At 66.2% G+C, this 15,521-nt stretch carries 15 protein-coding genes; 6 read left to right on the top strand and 9 right to left on the bottom strand.

The genetic code is table 11. From position 1 onward, the window contains the following. Window positions 1-122: 122 nt before the first annotated feature. The 4 genes from AXW67_RS16275 to AXW67_RS16260 all read right to left on the bottom strand — a co-directional run bounded on the left by AXW67_RS16275 (window position 123) and on the right by AXW67_RS16260 (window position 2,532). Entirely contained in the window at window positions 123-314 is a 192-nt protein-coding gene (locus tag AXW67_RS16275) for a hypothetical protein (RefSeq protein ID WP_027553783.1), read from the bottom strand. Between the two features lie 105 nt (window positions 315-419). Next, window positions 420-1,328: a S49 family peptidase gene (locus AXW67_RS16270; RefSeq protein ID WP_027553784.1), complete on the bottom strand. Its 909-nt coding sequence runs from the start codon at window positions 1,326-1,328 to the stop codon at window positions 420-422. A 216-nt stretch (window positions 1,329-1,544) separates the two neighbouring features. Further along, entirely contained in the window at window positions 1,545-2,312 is a 768-nt protein-coding gene (locus AXW67_RS16265) for a tRNA1(Val) (adenine(37)-N6)-methyltransferase (RefSeq protein ID WP_063678686.1), read from the bottom strand. Continuing rightward, a complete protein-coding gene (locus AXW67_RS16260; protein WP_063678685.1) occupies window positions 2,305-2,532 on the bottom strand; it encodes a putative signal transducing protein in 228 nt (75 codons plus the stop codon). The genes AXW67_RS16265 and AXW67_RS16260 overlap by 8 nt, the downstream gene beginning before the upstream one ends. Before the next feature lie 130 nt (window positions 2,533-2,662). Between AXW67_RS16260 and AXW67_RS16255 the strand changes: the two genes are divergently transcribed. The 5 genes from AXW67_RS16255 to AXW67_RS16235 all read left to right on the top strand — a co-directional run bounded on the left by AXW67_RS16255 (window position 2,663) and on the right by AXW67_RS16235 (window position 7,520). Then, the gene (locus tag AXW67_RS16255) at window positions 2,663-3,670 is read left to right on the top strand and encodes a polyprenyl synthetase family protein (protein ID WP_027553787.1); all 1,008 of its coding nucleotides are present in this window, start codon (window positions 2,663-2,665) and stop codon (window positions 3,668-3,670) included. A 418-nt stretch (window positions 3,671-4,088) separates the two neighbouring features. Further along, the gene (locus AXW67_RS16250) at window positions 4,089-4,604 is read left to right on the top strand and encodes a winged helix-turn-helix transcriptional regulator (RefSeq protein WP_063678684.1); all 516 of its coding nucleotides are present in this window, start codon (window positions 4,089-4,091) and stop codon (window positions 4,602-4,604) included. 1 nt (window position 4,605) lies between these two features. Continuing rightward, window positions 4,606-5,889, top strand: coding sequence for a beta-ketoacyl-ACP synthase II (fabF, locus tag AXW67_RS16245; RefSeq protein ID WP_063678683.1), 1,284 nt, complete (start codon window positions 4,606-4,608; stop codon window positions 5,887-5,889). A 91-nt stretch (window positions 5,890-5,980) separates the two neighbouring features. Beyond that, entirely contained in the window at window positions 5,981-6,613 is a 633-nt protein-coding gene (locus tag AXW67_RS16240) for a LysE family translocator (RefSeq protein WP_063678705.1), read from the top strand. 31 nt (window positions 6,614-6,644) lie between these two features. After that, a complete protein-coding gene (locus tag AXW67_RS16235; protein WP_063678682.1) occupies window positions 6,645-7,520 on the top strand; it encodes an alpha/beta fold hydrolase in 876 nt (291 codons plus the stop codon). A 222-nt stretch (window positions 7,521-7,742) separates the two neighbouring features. Here AXW67_RS16235 and AXW67_RS16230 read toward each other — a convergent pair whose 3' ends face one another. From AXW67_RS16230 to AXW67_RS16220, 3 genes are all read right to left on the bottom strand, one after another. Then, window positions 7,743-8,627, bottom strand: a complete 885-nt coding sequence (locus AXW67_RS16230; protein WP_063678704.1) for a 4-(cytidine 5'-diphospho)-2-C-methyl-D-erythritol kinase — start codon at window positions 8,625-8,627, stop codon at window positions 7,743-7,745. A 29-nt stretch (window positions 8,628-8,656) separates the two neighbouring features. Further along, complete coding sequence (locus AXW67_RS16225) at window positions 8,657-10,453, bottom strand: tetratricopeptide repeat protein (RefSeq protein ID WP_027553793.1); 1,797 nt, start codon at window positions 10,451-10,453, stop codon at window positions 8,657-8,659. A gap of 277 nt (window positions 10,454-10,730) precedes the next feature. Continuing rightward, a complete protein-coding gene (locus AXW67_RS16220; protein ID WP_063678681.1) occupies window positions 10,731-12,392 on the bottom strand; it encodes an electron transfer flavoprotein-ubiquinone oxidoreductase in 1,662 nt (553 codons plus the stop codon). A 136-nt stretch (window positions 12,393-12,528) separates the two neighbouring features. Between AXW67_RS16220 and AXW67_RS16215 the strand changes: the two genes are divergently transcribed. Next, window positions 12,529-13,344 (top strand): uracil-DNA glycosylase, encoded by an 816-nt coding sequence (locus tag AXW67_RS16215; protein WP_063678680.1) that lies wholly within the window; start codon window positions 12,529-12,531, stop codon window positions 13,342-13,344. A 54-nt stretch (window positions 13,345-13,398) separates the two neighbouring features. Here AXW67_RS16215 and AXW67_RS16210 read toward each other — a convergent pair whose 3' ends face one another. After that, window positions 13,399-14,907: a glycosyltransferase family 39 protein gene (locus AXW67_RS16210; protein WP_063678679.1), complete on the bottom strand. Its 1,509-nt coding sequence runs from the start codon at window positions 14,905-14,907 to the stop codon at window positions 13,399-13,401. A gap of 267 nt (window positions 14,908-15,174) precedes the next feature. After that, the coding region (locus AXW67_RS44080; RefSeq protein WP_430648718.1) for a ribonuclease HII at window positions 15,175-15,521 on the bottom strand (347 nt) is incomplete at its 5' end.

Here is a 15,521-nt window from a genome sequence, read left to right as displayed (position 1 = left end):
CCCAATGCGGTAGGGTGGGCAAAGGCGCTCTTACGCCGTGCCCACCATCTTTCCAAGACAGCGATCCTCGCGGTGGGCACGCTTCGCTTTGCCCACCCTACGGCAGCAGCTCATGGAGAGAGCTAACCCGGGCGATAGGCTCCGGTCACGGGGTCACGCTTCAGCGTCTGGATTTCCCCCATGCGGGCGGTTTCGGCGACGCGCGACAGGCGCATCTCCTCCAGCTCCTGGTTGATCCGAATGGCGGTCTTGTAGGCCCAGCGGACCACGGCAAGCCCGCCCAGGACGCCCGCGAAAGCGACGAACGGCGGCATCGGTCGATCCTTGTTCAAAGCTCAGCCCCCACGCGCATTCTCGCGCAGACGCGCCTGCGCTGCAATTGGCTCGGTTTGGACCAAATGGCGCGGGGGCGGCCGCCCCTAGAACCCGAATTTCGCCCAAATCGCCCTGGTTTCCAGCGCCGAGATCAGCTCGTCCGGCAAGCCGGCCACCGATTCCAGGGCCGAGAGCTGGCCCGCGCCGGGTGCTTTCCGGCCGAACAGGCCGGAGAGCAACCCGGTCGGCTGCGCGATCACGGGGGTGAGAACCTTCTCGCCATAGCGGGCACGAAGAGTTGAGCGGATATCGCCGATGCCGTCGGCCAGCCCCAGCGAGATCGCGCTCTCGCCGGCCCAATATTCGCCGGTGAACAGGGTATCGTCGGCCCCCTTCAGCCGCGCGCCGCGGCTCTCCTTCACCAGTGCAATGAAGATGTCGTGGATTTCGCGCTGGATCGACTTGAGCCTTGCCACGTCATCGGGATTTTCGGGAAGGAACGGATCGAGCATCGCCTTGTGTGCGCCGGCCGTGTAGAGCCGCCGCTCGATGCCGAGCCGCTTGATCGCCTCCTGGAAACCGAAACTGCCGCCGACCACGCCGATCGAGCCAAGGATCGAGGAGGGATCGCAGAAGATCTCGTCGCCTGCGCAGGCGATCATGTAGCCGCCGGAGGCCGCGACGTCCTCGACGAACACCAGCACCGGCAGCTTCTTCTCCGCCGCGAGCTGCTTGATGCGCAGATAGATCTGGCGTGACTGCACCGGCGAGCCGCCGGGCGAATTGATCACAAGCGCCACCGCCTTGGCATTACGGAAGGCGAAGGCCCGCTCCAGCACCCGGGCGACGCCCGTGAGCGTCATGCCTGGACGCAACGGCGTCACCGCACCGATTACACCCGACAGCCGCACCACCGGCACGATTGCCGCGCCCGGGCGAAACCGCGCCGGCAGATATTGCATGAATTTGTCGGCCAGGCCGGAGCCTCCGCGATCGTTCAAATGCTCGGCCATGCCGTTACCTCACTTTAACCATTTCTTATCACGCGACTGTCATTGACGATGCCTGGAACGTGTTTTGCAAAGCAGCCATTGGGAAGCTGCAATGAGGCAGCGGAGAAAACACCATGAAGATCTACCTGCTGCTGCTGTTGATCGGCGCGCTTTTCACGGCGCTTCGCTTCACGTCCCCGCAGGAACAGCAATCGGAATCAGTTCCGCAGTAGGTCCTCACGGCTCCGCCAGCGGCAGAACCGCTCTCCCTTCCAGAATCTCGTTGACCTCATTTTTGGGCACGCTTGACGCTTCGTTAAGCATCAGCCCCGGCAGCAGCCGCGTCGGTGCACGGCCGCCTTTGACCGCATGCACCAGCACGCGGATCGCGGGCCGTCCCGCCTCGCCATGAACGGCCAGGATGGACAAGCCGCCGAAACCGCGTGACAGCGCTGCCAACACCTCCGCTATCCCATCCGCGCGCCAGATCAAGGTCAGCGCGCCGCCCGACTTGAGGATACGCCGCGCTGCATGCACCCAAGCATGCAGCGTCTCGTCGGTCGCCACATGCGCGGTGTGGCGCGCCTGATCCGGCGAGCCGCGATGTCGTGCCGGGTCGTTGAAGGGCGGGTTCATCAGCACCACGTCGGCGCTGTCGGGCGGAAGCCCGTTCGCCGCAAAGGCCGACGCATCAGTCGCGACGTCGAGCACGATCACATCGGCGGGGATCGCGTTCGCCGCCGCATTGGCGCGCGCGAGTTCCGCCAGCTCCGGATCGATCTCGACCAGGCTGAGCCGGATCCCGGCGACGCGCCGGGCGAGCGCCAGCCCGGCCGCGCCAACACCGGCGCCGAAATCGACCACCCGCTCGCCTGCCTCAGCCCGCGTCGCTGCCGCGAGCAGAATGGCGTCGTGCCCGGCCCGGTGGCCGGACCGCTTCTGCCTCAGCCGCAACTGTCCGCCGAGAAAGGCGTCTTCGGTGATATCTGCCTGGGCTTCAATCATCGCCGCGCAATTCGTGACTGAGCCCGGCCTCGGTCAGGAGCTGCCGCGCCTCCCGGGCATCCTCCTCGTGGACCAGGATGCGCCGCGGCAGGATGCCGAGCGAGCCCTCGATGATGCTCATGTTCTGGTCCAGCACCAGATGATGGATGTTCGCGCTGTCGAGCAGCGCGCCGATCGCCGACACCAGCACCATATCGTTGGTCCGAACCAGTTCGCGCAAAACGGGCCTCCTGCCTGAAAGGGTGTAAGCGGCAAATGTCAATGGTTCCACAGCCCTTGCCGCATCCGCCCGCAGTTTCTATTGTCTTTCCATCAGAATAGCCCCTCCGGGGCAAATATTGGAGACCGGCGTGGCCGTCATCGTACCTTTCGAATCCCCCGGCGCGTCGATCGAAGAGCTGGTTGCCCTTGTCGCCCCCGACATGGAGCGCGTCAACGCGACCATCCTGTCGCGGACCGGCTCCGAGGTGACCATGATCCCGGAGGTCGCCAACCACCTGATCTCCTCCGGCGGGAAACGCCTGCGGCCGATGCTGACGCTCGCCATGGCCAACCTCGCCGGCTACACCGGCGACGGCCACATCAAGCTCGCCGCCTCCGTCGAGTTCATGCATACCGCGACACTCCTCCACGACGACGTCGTCGACGAGAGCGAGATGCGCCGCGGCAAACTGTCCGCGCGCATGCTCTGGGGCAACGAGGCGAGCGTGCTCGTCGGCGACTTCCTGCTCGGCCAGGCCTTCCGCATGATGGTAGAGGTCGGCTCGCTGCGCGCGCTCGACATCCTCTCCGCGGCCGCCGCGACCATCGCCGAGGGCGAGGTGATGCAGCTTGCCGCCGCCAAGAACACCGCAACCACCGAGGACGAATATCTCGCCGTGATCCGCGGCAAGACGGCCGAGCTGTTCGCGGCCGCCTGCGAGGTCGGCCCCGTGATCGCCAACCGCCCGAAGGCGGAGCAGACCGCCTGCCGCTCGGTCGGCATGAATCTCGGCATCGCCTTCCAGCTCGTCGACGACGTGCTCGACTATGGCGGCAAGAGCGCCAAGCTCGGCAAGAACACCGGTGACGATTTCCGCGAAGGCAAGATCACGCTGCCCGTGGTGCTCGCCTTCCGCCGCGGCAACGACACCGAGCGCGCCTTCTGGATCCGGGCGCTCGAGCGCGGCGAAATCGGCGATGCCGACCTCGACCACGCCATCGGCCTCATGAACAAGCACCGCGCGCTCGAGGACACCCTCAGCCGCGCCCAGCACTACGGCGCCATGGCGGTGGATGCGCTCGCGCTGTTCCCGCCCTCGCCGATGAAGAGCGCGCTGGAGCAGGTGGTGGCGTTCTGTCTGGCGCGGTCGCACTAGGCGAGACGGCTCAACGCCTCTTGCGCTGCAATTAGCTCCGTCATCCTGAGGCACGAGCGGCGCGGTGCATGGCGCCGCGCCGGAAGCCTCGAAGGATGAACGCCCGGATGCAGCGGGGCCGCCGCCCTTCGAGGCCTCCGCTAACGCTGCGGCACCTCAGGGTGACGGTGATGCAGATGTGCGCGTTGCTTCCACCTCGTCATTGCGAGCGCAGCGAAGCAATCCAGTCTGTCACTACGGCAAGACTTTGGATTGCTTCGCTGCACTCGCAATGACGGAACAACGTGCGCGGACGCCACTCCCCAACACGAACTTCAAATCACGGCCCCTTCCCATTCTCGCGGCTCGCTCCACCCGCGGTTTGAGGCTCTCTAACGAGTGACTTGCATTTTGAAAGTCACTACCCTAGCTTCACGCCATGCAGCCCAAATCCCCCTCCATCCTGGAATGCCCGGTAGGCCGCGCCGTGGAAACGGTCGGCGAATGGTGGAGCATCCTGATTCTGCGCGATGCGTTTCAGGGCGCCACGCGCTTCGACGAGTTTTCGCAAAGTCTCGGAATCGCGCCGAACATCCTGTCGCGGCGCCTCGCCCATCTCACCGAGACCGGCATGTTCGTCCGCCGCCGCTATCATGAGCGCCCGCCGCGCTACGAATATGTTCTGACATCCAAGGCGCGCGACTTCTTCCCGGTGATCGTGGCGCTGCTCGCCTGGGGCAACAAGCATCTCGCGCCAAAAGGCGAGGCCATCCTGCTGGCGAACCGGGACGACATTCGTCCGCTCGATCCGGTCGTCGTCGACGCCGCCGACATGCATCCGATCACGCTCGCCAATGCGGTGGTCATCGCCGGGCCGCGCGCGAGCCGCGGGATGCGGCAGCGGCTCGCCTCGCTCAAGGCCATGAACCCGGCCGTCGCGCCGGCTGGAGACTGACATGCGTCGTATCGTCGTGACGGGAATGGGGGCGGTGTCTCCGCTCGGCTGCGGTGTCGAACTGTCGTGGCGCCGGCTGCTCGCCGGGCGCAGCGGGCTTCGCGCGCTGCCCGAGTGGTCGCAGACACTGCCGGCGCGCATTGCCGGGCTCGTACCCGACAAGACCGTCGACCTCGAAGGCGGCTTCGATCCGGCACAGGCAGCCGCGCCAAAGGATCAGCGCAAGATGGACCGCTTCATCCTGTTTGCACTGCTTGCCACCGCGGAAGCGGTCGTGCAGGCCGGATGGGCGCCGCAGGATGCGGCCGCGCAGGAGCGGACCGCGACGATCATCGCCTCCGGCGTCGGCGGATTTCCGGCGATGGTCGAGGCGGTGCGCACCACCGACCAGCGCGGCGTGCGCCGGCTCTCGCCGTTCACCATACCGTCGTTCCTCGCCAATCTTGCCGCGGGCCACGTCTCGATCAAGCATGGCTACAAGGGGCCGCTGGGAACGCCGGTCACAGCCTGCGCCGCCGGAGTGCAGGCGGTCGGCGATGCCGCGCGCATGATCCGCGCCGGCGAGGTCGACGTCGCGATCTGCGGCGGTGCTGAAGCCTGCATCGATCTCGTCAGCCTCGGTGGCTTTGCCGCGGCACGCGCGCTGTCGAGCGGGTTCAACGACGAGCCGGCGCGTGCCTCGCGCCCGTTCGACCGCGACCGCGACGGCTTTGTCATGGGTGAAGGCGCGGGCATTCTGGTGATCGAGGAGCTGGAGCACGCGCTCGCGCGCGGCGCTGCGCCGATCGCCGAAGTCGTCGGGTACGGTACGACGGCCGACGCCTATCACATGACGTCGGGTCCGCCGGACGGCGACGGCGCCCGGCGCGCCATGGAGATCGCGCTGCGGCAGGCGCGCCTTGCGCCAGCCGACCTGCAGCACCTGAATGCGCATGCGACGTCGACGCCGGCCGGCGACGAGAGCGAGCTTGCCGCGATCGGCGCGCTGTTCGGCCGCAACGCCAGCATCGCGGTGAGCGCGACAAAATCGGCCACCGGTCATCTGCTTGGCGCTGCCGGAGGTCTGGAGGCGATCTTCACCATCCTCGCTTTGCGCGACCAGATCGCTCCGCCGACGCTGAACTTCGAAAGCCCCGATCCAGGTGCCGAGGGCATCGACATCGTTTCCAGCGCGGCGCGACCGATGCCGCTGACACATGCCATCTCCAACGGATTCGGCTTCGGTGGCGTCAATGCCAGCGTGATCTTCCGCCGGATCGACTCAACGATCTCGTCAAGACCGTAGGATTGCGACGATCCTCCGCTTGCGCGCGGCCGGACTTGTTGGCAAGCAGGTGAGCTGTGAGCCCACCTCCAAGCATGGATCGGTGCACGTGATGAGCGAAACGAATATCTGGCTGTTCCTGGCCGCGGCTGTTGTCATTGCCGCCGTGCCCGGCCCCGGCATCTTCTACGTCGCGGCGCGGACCTTGTCGGAAGGACGTGCAAGCGGCTTCGCATCGACCGCGGGCACGGCGCTGGGCGGACTGGTGCACGTGGTGGCTGGCAGCCTCGGCATATCGGCGATCCTCCTGGCGAGCGCCGAGCTGTTCGCCATCGTAAAATTCGTCGGCGCGCTGTATCTGGTGTGGCTCGGCATCCGTACGTTTCGCAGCGCCGGCCGCGCGCTACCGCTCGAGAGTGAGGCCGTCGGCGACAAGCGCGCCTTCCGCGACGGCGTGCTGGTCGAGGCACTGAACCCGAAGACCGCGGCATTCTTCCTCGCCTTCATTCCGCAGTTCCTCGATCCGGCAGCCTCAAACCCCACCCTGCAATTCATCATGCTCGGCGCGATCTCGGTGGCGCTGAACACGCTCGCCGATGTCGTCGTCGTGCTGATGGCATCCGCGACACGCAGGCACCTGATCGGCCGGCCGCATCTGATGCGACGCCTCACGCAAGGCTCCGGCGTCTTCATCGCAGGCCTCGGCCTCTCGCTCGCGCTGGCGCGGCGGCCCGTGCATAGCTAGGGCGCCGCCAGTCAAGGAGGATCGCAGCACGATGCTCGTTCCGCAAAGTCGCTACTACGAATCTCACGGCCTGCGCCTGCATTATGCAGACTGGGGCAATGAGGGCGCGCCGATCGTCATCCTGGTTCACGGCGGCCGCGATCATTGCCGGAGCTGGGACGTCATCGCCCGATCGCTACAACCGCATTTTCACGTGCTCGCGCCCGACCTGCGCGGGCACGGCGATTCCGACTGGACCCGGGGCGGCAGCTACGCGCTGACGGAATATGTCTACGATCTCGCCCAGCTCGTCCGCACGATTGCGGCGCCGCAGGTGATCCTCATCGGCCATTCGATGGGTGGCATGGTGAGCCTGATCTATTCGGGATCATTTCCCGAGCAGGTCTCTTCGCTGGTCGTCCTCGACGGCGTGACCGTGCTGCCGGATGCGCCAAAGGCGCCGACGCACGAGCGCATCACCAAATGGATCGGCCAGCTCGACAAGCTCCATGACCGCGCACCGCGCCGCTACCGTTCGATCGAGGACGCGGCGGCGCAGATGATCACCTACAACAAGCGGCTGTCGCGCGAACTGGCACTGCACCTCGCAACGCACGGGACGCGGCAGAACGAGGATGGCACCTATAGCTGGAAGTTCGATCCCTACCAGCGCACCAGCGCGCCGCACCGGCTCTGGTCGGATGATCATGTCGCGCTGTGGGCGCGCATCGCCTGTCCGACGCTGCTCTTGAATGCTGGCGAAAGCTTCCTCGCCGGCACCAAGGCGGCTGGCCTGGAGCGCTACTTTCAACGGGCGCGAATCGAAACCATCGCCGGCGCCGGACACTGGCTGCAGCACGATCGGCCAGCCGAGGTGCTCGGCGCGATCCGGCGGTTTTTGGGGCTTACGGAGGACGGCGGGAGCTAGCTCAACCGCAGTAGGGTGGGCAAAGGCGCAACAGCGCCGTGCCCACCATGCACCCAGATCGGGCAATCGACGTGGTGGGCACGCTCCGCTTTGCCCACCCTACAGCGTCTTGTGCGTGGCGCACATCTCCATCCACGTCATTGCGATCGTAGCGAAGCAATCCAGTCTGCCACTGCGGCAAGATTCTGGATTGCTTCACTGCGCTCGCAATGACGAAAAAGCCTAGCTCAACGTCCCCGCATGCACCCACCAGCCAGGGTGATCACTGCGGATTCTTTCCGCGGCGGCATGCGCCTCGGTCGGCGCGCCGAAGATCGCAAAGCACGTCGCGCCCGAGCCCGACATGCGGGCGAGCTTGACGCCGGCGGAGGCGCGCAGCGCCTCCAGCACGTCGCCGATGACGGGCTCGATGCGCATCGCGGGCGCTTCGAGATCGTTGGCCACTGTCTCGAGAACCTCGACCCAGTCGGCGATGGAGGCGCCCTCCTCCGGCCAGGCCGGAGCTTCGATCACGTCGGTGACGCCGACCAGGAGCTCGCCGTTGCGCAAGCCCAGCGCCTGGAACACGTCCTTGGTGGCGACCGGCACGCGCGGATTGACCATGACGCAGGGCATGCTCGGCAGCATCAAGGGCAACAGCTGCTCGCCGACGCCGGTCATGTCACAGGCGCGCGAGAGCAGGCACACCGGCACGTCGGCGCCGGTCGCAAGCGCGACCCGCCGCAAACGGGGATCATCGAGTGCGAGATCGTTGAGACGGGCGAGCAGCCGCAGCGCGGCCGCAGCGTCGGCCGAGCCGCCGCCGATACCGGCTGCGACCGGCAACACCTTGTCGAGCGCGAAGGCCCCCAGCTTCAGGTTCGGCACCGCCTCGGCCAGAAGCTTCGCGGCCTTGAACACGAGATTGTCGGATGTGTCGCCGCAGGCCGCGGCGAGTGGCCCCGTGGTGGTGAGCTTGAGCTCGCCGCCCGGCTCGAGCGTGAGCTGGTCCGCGCAGTCGGCGAACGCGACCACGCTTTCGAGATCATGATAGCCGTCGGCGCGACGGCCGACGACGCGAAGGCTCAAATTGACCTTCGCCCGTCCCTCTTCAATCAACGCCGGCATCGGCGACACGCCCCCAAAAGCACTTAACCTCAACCGCCCTTGCCGTCGTCCTTCTTCTTTTCGGCCTGCGCGGCCGAGGAGTTCGAATTGTCTTCAGTGAGACCGTTGGCGATCTTGGCCTCGATCTTCGGCAGATCGTCCGGCTCGGGCTTGAGATCGCGGGCGTGCGACCACTGGAATTTGGCCTCCAACGTGCGCCCGACGCGCCAATAAGCGTCACCGAGGTGATCGTTGATGGTGGGATCCTCGGGCTTCAGGTCGATCGCGCGCTCGAGGTTCTTCACCGCCTCCTCGTAATTGCCGATGCGGTAATAGGCCCAGCCGAGCGAATCGACGATGTAGCCGTCGTCGGGACGCTGCTCGACGGCGCGCTTGATCATCTTCATGCCTTCGTCGAGATTGACGCCCTGGTCGATCCAGGAATAGCCGAGATAATTGAGCACATGCGGCTGGTCAGGCTGCAGCTCGAGCGCCTTCTTCATGTCGGCTTCGGCCTTCGCCCACTCCTTGGAGCGCTCCTCGCAGATGCCGCGATAATAGTACCAGACGCTGTTGGCCTTGTCGTTGCCGGCCGGCAGCACGTCGACGCCTTGCGAATAGGTTGCGCCGCAGTCGCCGAACTTCTTGCGGCCGCGCTCGATGTTGCCGAGCGCCATGATCGCTTCGAGATCCTTGGGATCCTCGCTCACCACGGTCTTGAGAATCTTGATCGCCTCGTCGGTGCGGTCGGCGGAATCGAGATCGACGGCAAGCTGAATCTGTGCATTGCGCTTCAAGGGCGAGGACGACGGCACGCGCTCGTAGACCTTGATCGCCATCTGCGGCCGCTTCACCGACTCGTAGAGATCGGCGAGCGAGAGCAGCGCCAGCGGATGGGTGGGCTGCAGATAGAGCGAGAGCTGGAGATAGACCAGCGCCAGATCCTCGCCGCCGCGGCGGGTCAGCGTGGCGCCGATGCCGTAGAGCGCCTCGGCCGCACCGGCCTGCGCGGAATCGACCAGCGGCGGCAACTTCTTGCCGGCGCGAGTCTCGCGCAGACCCTCCTGGATCAGCGGGTGACGGGCGAGCTTCTTGTCGAAGGCCTCGTAGACGGCGGTCGCCGCTGCAGCATCCTTGTTGCGCGACAGCCAGCGAGCGTAGGCCTCACTCACGCGCAGCATGGAATCGTCGAGCTTATAGGCGCGCTCGAACCGCGTGCCGGCATCCTTCTCCTTGCCGGCGAGTTCGAGGATCATGCCGGTGTGGAGATCCTTGAACAGCGGATACCATTCCGGACCGGCCAGCTTGTCGATCGTGGCGACGGCGCCCTTAGCATCGCCGGCGCCGTAGGCGGCCCAGCCCGACAGCAGCGTGGCGACGAGATCGGTGATCGGTCCGCGGATCGACTGGTTGATGTTGCTCTGCGCGGTCGCATATTTCTTCACCTTGAGATCGTGCACGCCGACGACGAGGCGCGCGACGCGGTTGGTCTTGTCGATGGTGAGGATGCGCTCGGCGAGCTTGACCGCTTCATCGATGTCGCCGTCGGCGACCGAGGAGATGAAGGCGCGGTCGAGCAGCTCGTTGTTCTTGGGATCGGTGCGTAGCGCCGAACGGTAGAAGGCGGCGGCGGAGGCCGCATCGCGCTCGACGCTGGCGTGGCGGGCGGCGAGATAGCTGCCGGAGGTGGTCAGCGCCTTCAGATCGTTCCGGGTCGGAAACTGCGCCGCCGTGTCGGACGGATGATCCGGCGTCTGCGCCAGGACCGCGCCCGGGACCGCCACAAGTGCAGAGCCCGCAAGGGCGATGGCAGCAACAGTCCAGCGGTTGAAACGATTTGAAAGCATCAGGGCTCGCCTTGAGTTGGTAGTGCCTGGATTTGCAGCAGAAAGCCGTCTCGCATGCGAACGCGACCGGCGGCATCGAGATCCGGAACCGTCAGGCCGGACAATGCCGCTTTTGGCGTCTCACCGCAAGGATTCGGACCGGCGATCCCCTCCGCACGCCCCAAATCGGCCAAGTGCGCCCCAAGACGCTCCTAGTATGGCCTTATCGTGGCCGCGGACGATGGTCCGCAGCCCGTTCTCACGCGAACGTGCGTCAGATTGACGTTTCGGCCTTGTCTTACATGGCCTCGTAGTTCGGGCCGCCGCCGCCCTCCGGGGGAACCCAGGTGATGTTGCCGTTGGGGTCCTTCACGTCGCAGGTTTTGCAGTGGACGCAGTTCTGGGCGTTGATGACGAAGCGCGGGCTCGCGCCCTCCTCCACCCACTCATAGACGCCGGCCGGGCAATAGCGGTTCGAGGGCCCTGCGAAGACGTCGTGCTCGGACGTCTTCTGGAGGTTCATGTCGGCGACCTTCAGATGGACCGGCTGGTCCTCCTCATGGTTGGTGTTGGACAGGAACACCGAGGACAGCTTGTCGAAGGAGATCTTGCCGTCCGGCTTCGGGTAGTTCTTGGGCGCATGCTGCTTGGCCGGATCGAGCGTCGAACGATCGGGCTTCGAATGAGACTGCGTGCCGAACAGCGAGCCGCCGAACAGCGTGTTGCACCACATGTCGAAGCCGCCGAGCGCGACGCCGAGCACGGTGCCGAACTTCGACCACAGCGGCTTGACGTTGCGGACCAGGAACAGGTCCTTGCCGACCGACGAGGAACGCCAGGCGTTCTCGTATTCGACGAGTTCGTCATTGGCGCGGTCTGCAGCGAGCGCGGCCGCGACATGCTCGGCGGCGAGCATGCCGGTGCCCATCGCATTGTGCACGCCCTTGATGCGGGGAACGTTGACGAAGCCGGCCGCGCAGCCGATCAGCGCGCCGCCGGGGAAGCTGAGCTTCGGTACCGACTGGTAACCGCCCTCGGTGATGGCGCGCGCGCCATAGGCGAGCCGCTTGGCGCCTTCGAAGGTGCCGCGGATCGCGGGATGAGTCTTGAAGCGTTGGAACTCGTCGAACGGCGACAGATACGGATCGTCGTAGTTCAGGTGCACGACGAAGCCGACGGCGACGAGGTTGTCGTCGTAGTGATAGAGGAACGAGCCGCCGCCGGTCTTCATGTCGAGCGGCCAGCCGAAGGAATGCTGGATCATCCCCTTCTGGTGCTTGGCAGGGTCGATCTGCCAGACTTCTTTCAGACCAATGCCGAATTTCGGCGGCTCGCTCTTGGAGTCGAGCGCGAACTTCGCGATCAGCTGCTTGGTCAGACTGCCGCGCGCGCCTTCCGCGAACAGGGTGTACTTGCCGAGCAATTCCATGCCACGGGTAAAGGAGTCCTTCGGCTTGCCGTCCCGACCAATGCCCATGTCACCGGTGGCGATGCCCTTCACCTTGCCCTGCTCGTCATAGAGCACTTCGGCAGCCGCAAAGCCCGGATAGATCTCGACGCCGAGCGCTTCCGCTTTCCGCGCCAGCCAGCGGCAGACATTGCCGAGCGAGCCGATATAGCAATGATGGTTGTCCATCAGCGGCGGCATGATGAAGTTCGGCAGCTTGATCGCGCCGCCGCCGGTCATCCAGTAAAAGCGGTCGTCCTTGACCTGCGTCTTCAGCGGGCAATCGGGATCATTCCGCCAGTCGGGAATTAGCTTGTCGAGGCCCTCGGGATCGATCACGGCGCCGGAGAGGATGTGCGCGCCGACCTCGGAGCCCTTCTCCACCACGACGACATTGAGATCGGCGTTGAGCTGCTTCAGCCGGATCGCGGCCGAAAGGCCCGAGGGGCCGGCGCCGATGATGACGACGTCGAATTCCATGGATTCGCGCGGGGGAAGTTCTTCGGTGCTCATCTGATCTCAGCCCTTGAGACGGTTCCTTGTCATTTGCGCCCCCTTGTTTCCGATTTTTCCGGGTAGGACAACAGCGGAAATGCGTTCCGCTGGGATGCAAGGCGCTCCAAACTGATATAAAAGTCAGACCTTCCAGATGATCCCCGAACCTACCCCCACCGTCCGCGAGCTACTAGCCTTCTATCTGGAGGCCGGTGTCGACTGTGCGCTCGCGGAGGAGCCAATTGACCGTCTGGCGGAAGTGGACGCCCCGCCGCCGGCCCCGCGCGTGGCCCCGCTGGCAGAGGCGCCGCGGCCGGTCGCGGCGCCGGCCGTCATGCGCGGCGAGGTGGCGCCTGCCCCCGACATTGCAATTGCCTCGGCGCGCGAGGCCGCGCGCACAGCGCCGACGCTGGAGGCGCTTCGCGAGCTGATGCAGAGCTTCGAGGGCTGCGCGCTCAAACACACCGCGACGCGGCTGGTGTTCGCCGACGGCAATCCGCAGGCCCGTATCATGTTCGTCGGCGAAGCGCCGGGGCGCGACGAGGACATCGAAGGCCTGCCCTTCGTCGGCCGAAGCGGAAAACTGCTCGACCGCATGATCGGCGCGATCGGGCTCGACCGCAGCAAGGCCTATATCGCCAACGTGATTCCATGGCGGCCGCCCGGCAACCGCACGCCGACGCCGCAGGAGACGCAGATCTGCCTGCCCTTCATCCAGCGCCAGATCGAGCTGGTGAATCCCGACGTGCTGGTGACACTCGGCAATCCCTCGACACAGACGCTACTGTCGACCCGCGAAGGCATCATGCGCACCCGCGGGCGCTGGTTCGACTACGACACGGGCGCGCGCACCATCCGCGCGCTGCCGACCTTCCACCCGGCCTATCTGCTCCGCTCGCCGTCCTACAAGCGGCTGGCCTGGCAGGATCTGCGCGCGATCGCGAAGGTGCTGGGGAGCGGCTCGGCGTAACCACATACGTCGTCATTCCGGGGCGCGGCGAAGCCGCGAACCCGGAATGACGTGTTACATTCCCTTCGGCCGCACGATGGCCCAGCCGATGCGCAGGAGCTGCTGGCGTCCGGTCACGAGCCACTCGAAGGCGCGCGGCACCTCGGGCACGATGCCGGGAAAGCGCTTGAGGATGTCGGGCGGCGGCGTGCCGGCGGTGTCGGAAGCGCGCCAGACCACGACGCCGCCGGTCTCGCTGAATTTCGCTGAATTCATCCACGGCGTGCGCGCAGGATCGGCATCGATGAAGAGATGCGGCCGGCCGGAATGCAGCGCGATCAGGCTCGCAAGCTGCGTCTCGCCGGCGACCGCACGCAGGCGATGATTGGTGCGCCGGGCAAAGCTGTCGTCGAAGAAGTCGGAGATCGCGCGCGCCGGCATCGAGGTCGCGATCTCACCGGTGCCGGTCCAGGGCATGGCCAGCACGGCGAGCACAACGCCCGCCGCCGGCGCCACGACGGCTGCGGCCCACACCCTGCGCAGCATCCGCGCGCGCCGCATCGCGATCAGGTCGCCGGCCGCTACGACCACGGCAAGTCCCGCCATCACCAGCACGACACCGGCGCCGCCGACGACACCGTCGAGGCCGAACAGGCCGGCGATCAGCACCGCGCCGAGCGCGGGCGCAAGCGCGAAGAAGTAGACGAAGTTGCGCGCCAGCGGCGCGACCGGCGGCCGGTAGATGATCGGCGGCTCTTCGGTCTTGCCCGCGAACCAGCCGGTGTTCAGGAAGGCGAGCGCCGGGATCGCGGCCGCGCCGAGCACGAGCCCGCCGAGCAGCCAGGCTGCATTGAGCGCGCGGGCGTTCAGCTCCGAGGCTTGCGGCAGAGGCGGCAGGGCCAGGGTCTCGGCGCGCATCAGCCAGACAGCATAGGGCAGCGCCAGCACGGCGACGACCACGATCGCAAACAGAGGGTCGAGCGCGCGCAGCGTCCTGCGGCCGCCGGCGGTCGCGACCGCGAAGACGACGAGCAGCGCGAGCAGAAAGATCGCTGCGGGCGTCGTCAGCAGCAACAGCCCAGCCTCGATCGACCAGGCGAACCAGGCATTGCCGCGGCGCTGGCCGATGATCTGCCAGGAATGCAGCAGCAGCAGCGTCCAGAGCGGCCGCGCCAGCACCAGCGGACCGAAATCGAGCGCGGGCGAGGAGAAGGCCAGCACCGTCATGGTCAGCAGCACGGCGAGCACCGCCTGCTGACTGCCGACCACGGCTCGTGCGAGGTGATAAAGCGCGATGAAGGTCGCGATCTCGCAGAGCTCGCCCAGGACGTAGACGCCGAACATGTGGTTGCCGGCCATGCGATAGGCGATGTCGGCGAGCCAGATCGGCAAGGGCGGGCCGAGATCAGTGCCGACTTGGTACTCGCGGCCGAAGGCCAGCAGGGTTGCAAGGCTGCCGGGCGGACTGCGGTAGAACACGAGCGCCACGACCAGCCACATCGCGGCCTGCAACAGCACCACGATCCACACGATCAGCCGCGGCCGGGCGCGAATGAGCTCGATGACGAGGGAGGTAAACCGCATGCAACGTCCGAAGGTGCAGCCAACCCGTCCAAGCCGGCCCTATTCGCTCTCACCTGATTTGATAAAGCGCGCTGTGCGTCGTGGCAACTGAGTCTCTTCTCCCTCTCCCCGTTCTTACGGGGAGAGGGCTGGGGTGAGGGGTTGCGTCCGCAAGGACGGTGACAAAGAGACTCGCGGATGCTCCCCCTCACCCGGAATTCAAGCTGCGCTTGATTTCCGGCCTCTTCCCGCAAGCGGGAAGAGGCGAAGAAAGTGCGCCCCGGCGTTCTAGAGGTTCGCTGACGCGTCGATGTCGATTTGAGTTTCCACCTGCACCTCAACCTCCGTCACAGAGAACAGGTCCGGCACCGGCTCGACCGTCCAGGGCATGTGCTTGGCGCGGGCGGCGACGACGGGGGCGAAGAAGGTGCGATGGTGGACGGAGGGGCCGAGGCGGTCGAGCGCCTCGAGATGCTCCGGCACGGCGTAGCCCTTGTGCTGCTCGAAACCGTAGCCCGGGCAGTCCTGCGCCAGCGCGCACATCAGCCGGTCCCGCGTCACCTTGGCGACGATCGAGGCCGCGGCGATCGACAGGACAATGCCGTCGCCGCCGATCACGGCCTCGCAGTCGCAAG

This window comes from Bradyrhizobium neotropicale, assembly GCF_001641695.1.
Lineage (GTDB): Bacteria > Pseudomonadota > Alphaproteobacteria > Rhizobiales > Xanthobacteraceae > Bradyrhizobium > Bradyrhizobium neotropicale.
Note: the sequence above shows the minus strand (reverse complement) of the source record. Positions and strands in the feature narration are given on the sequence as shown.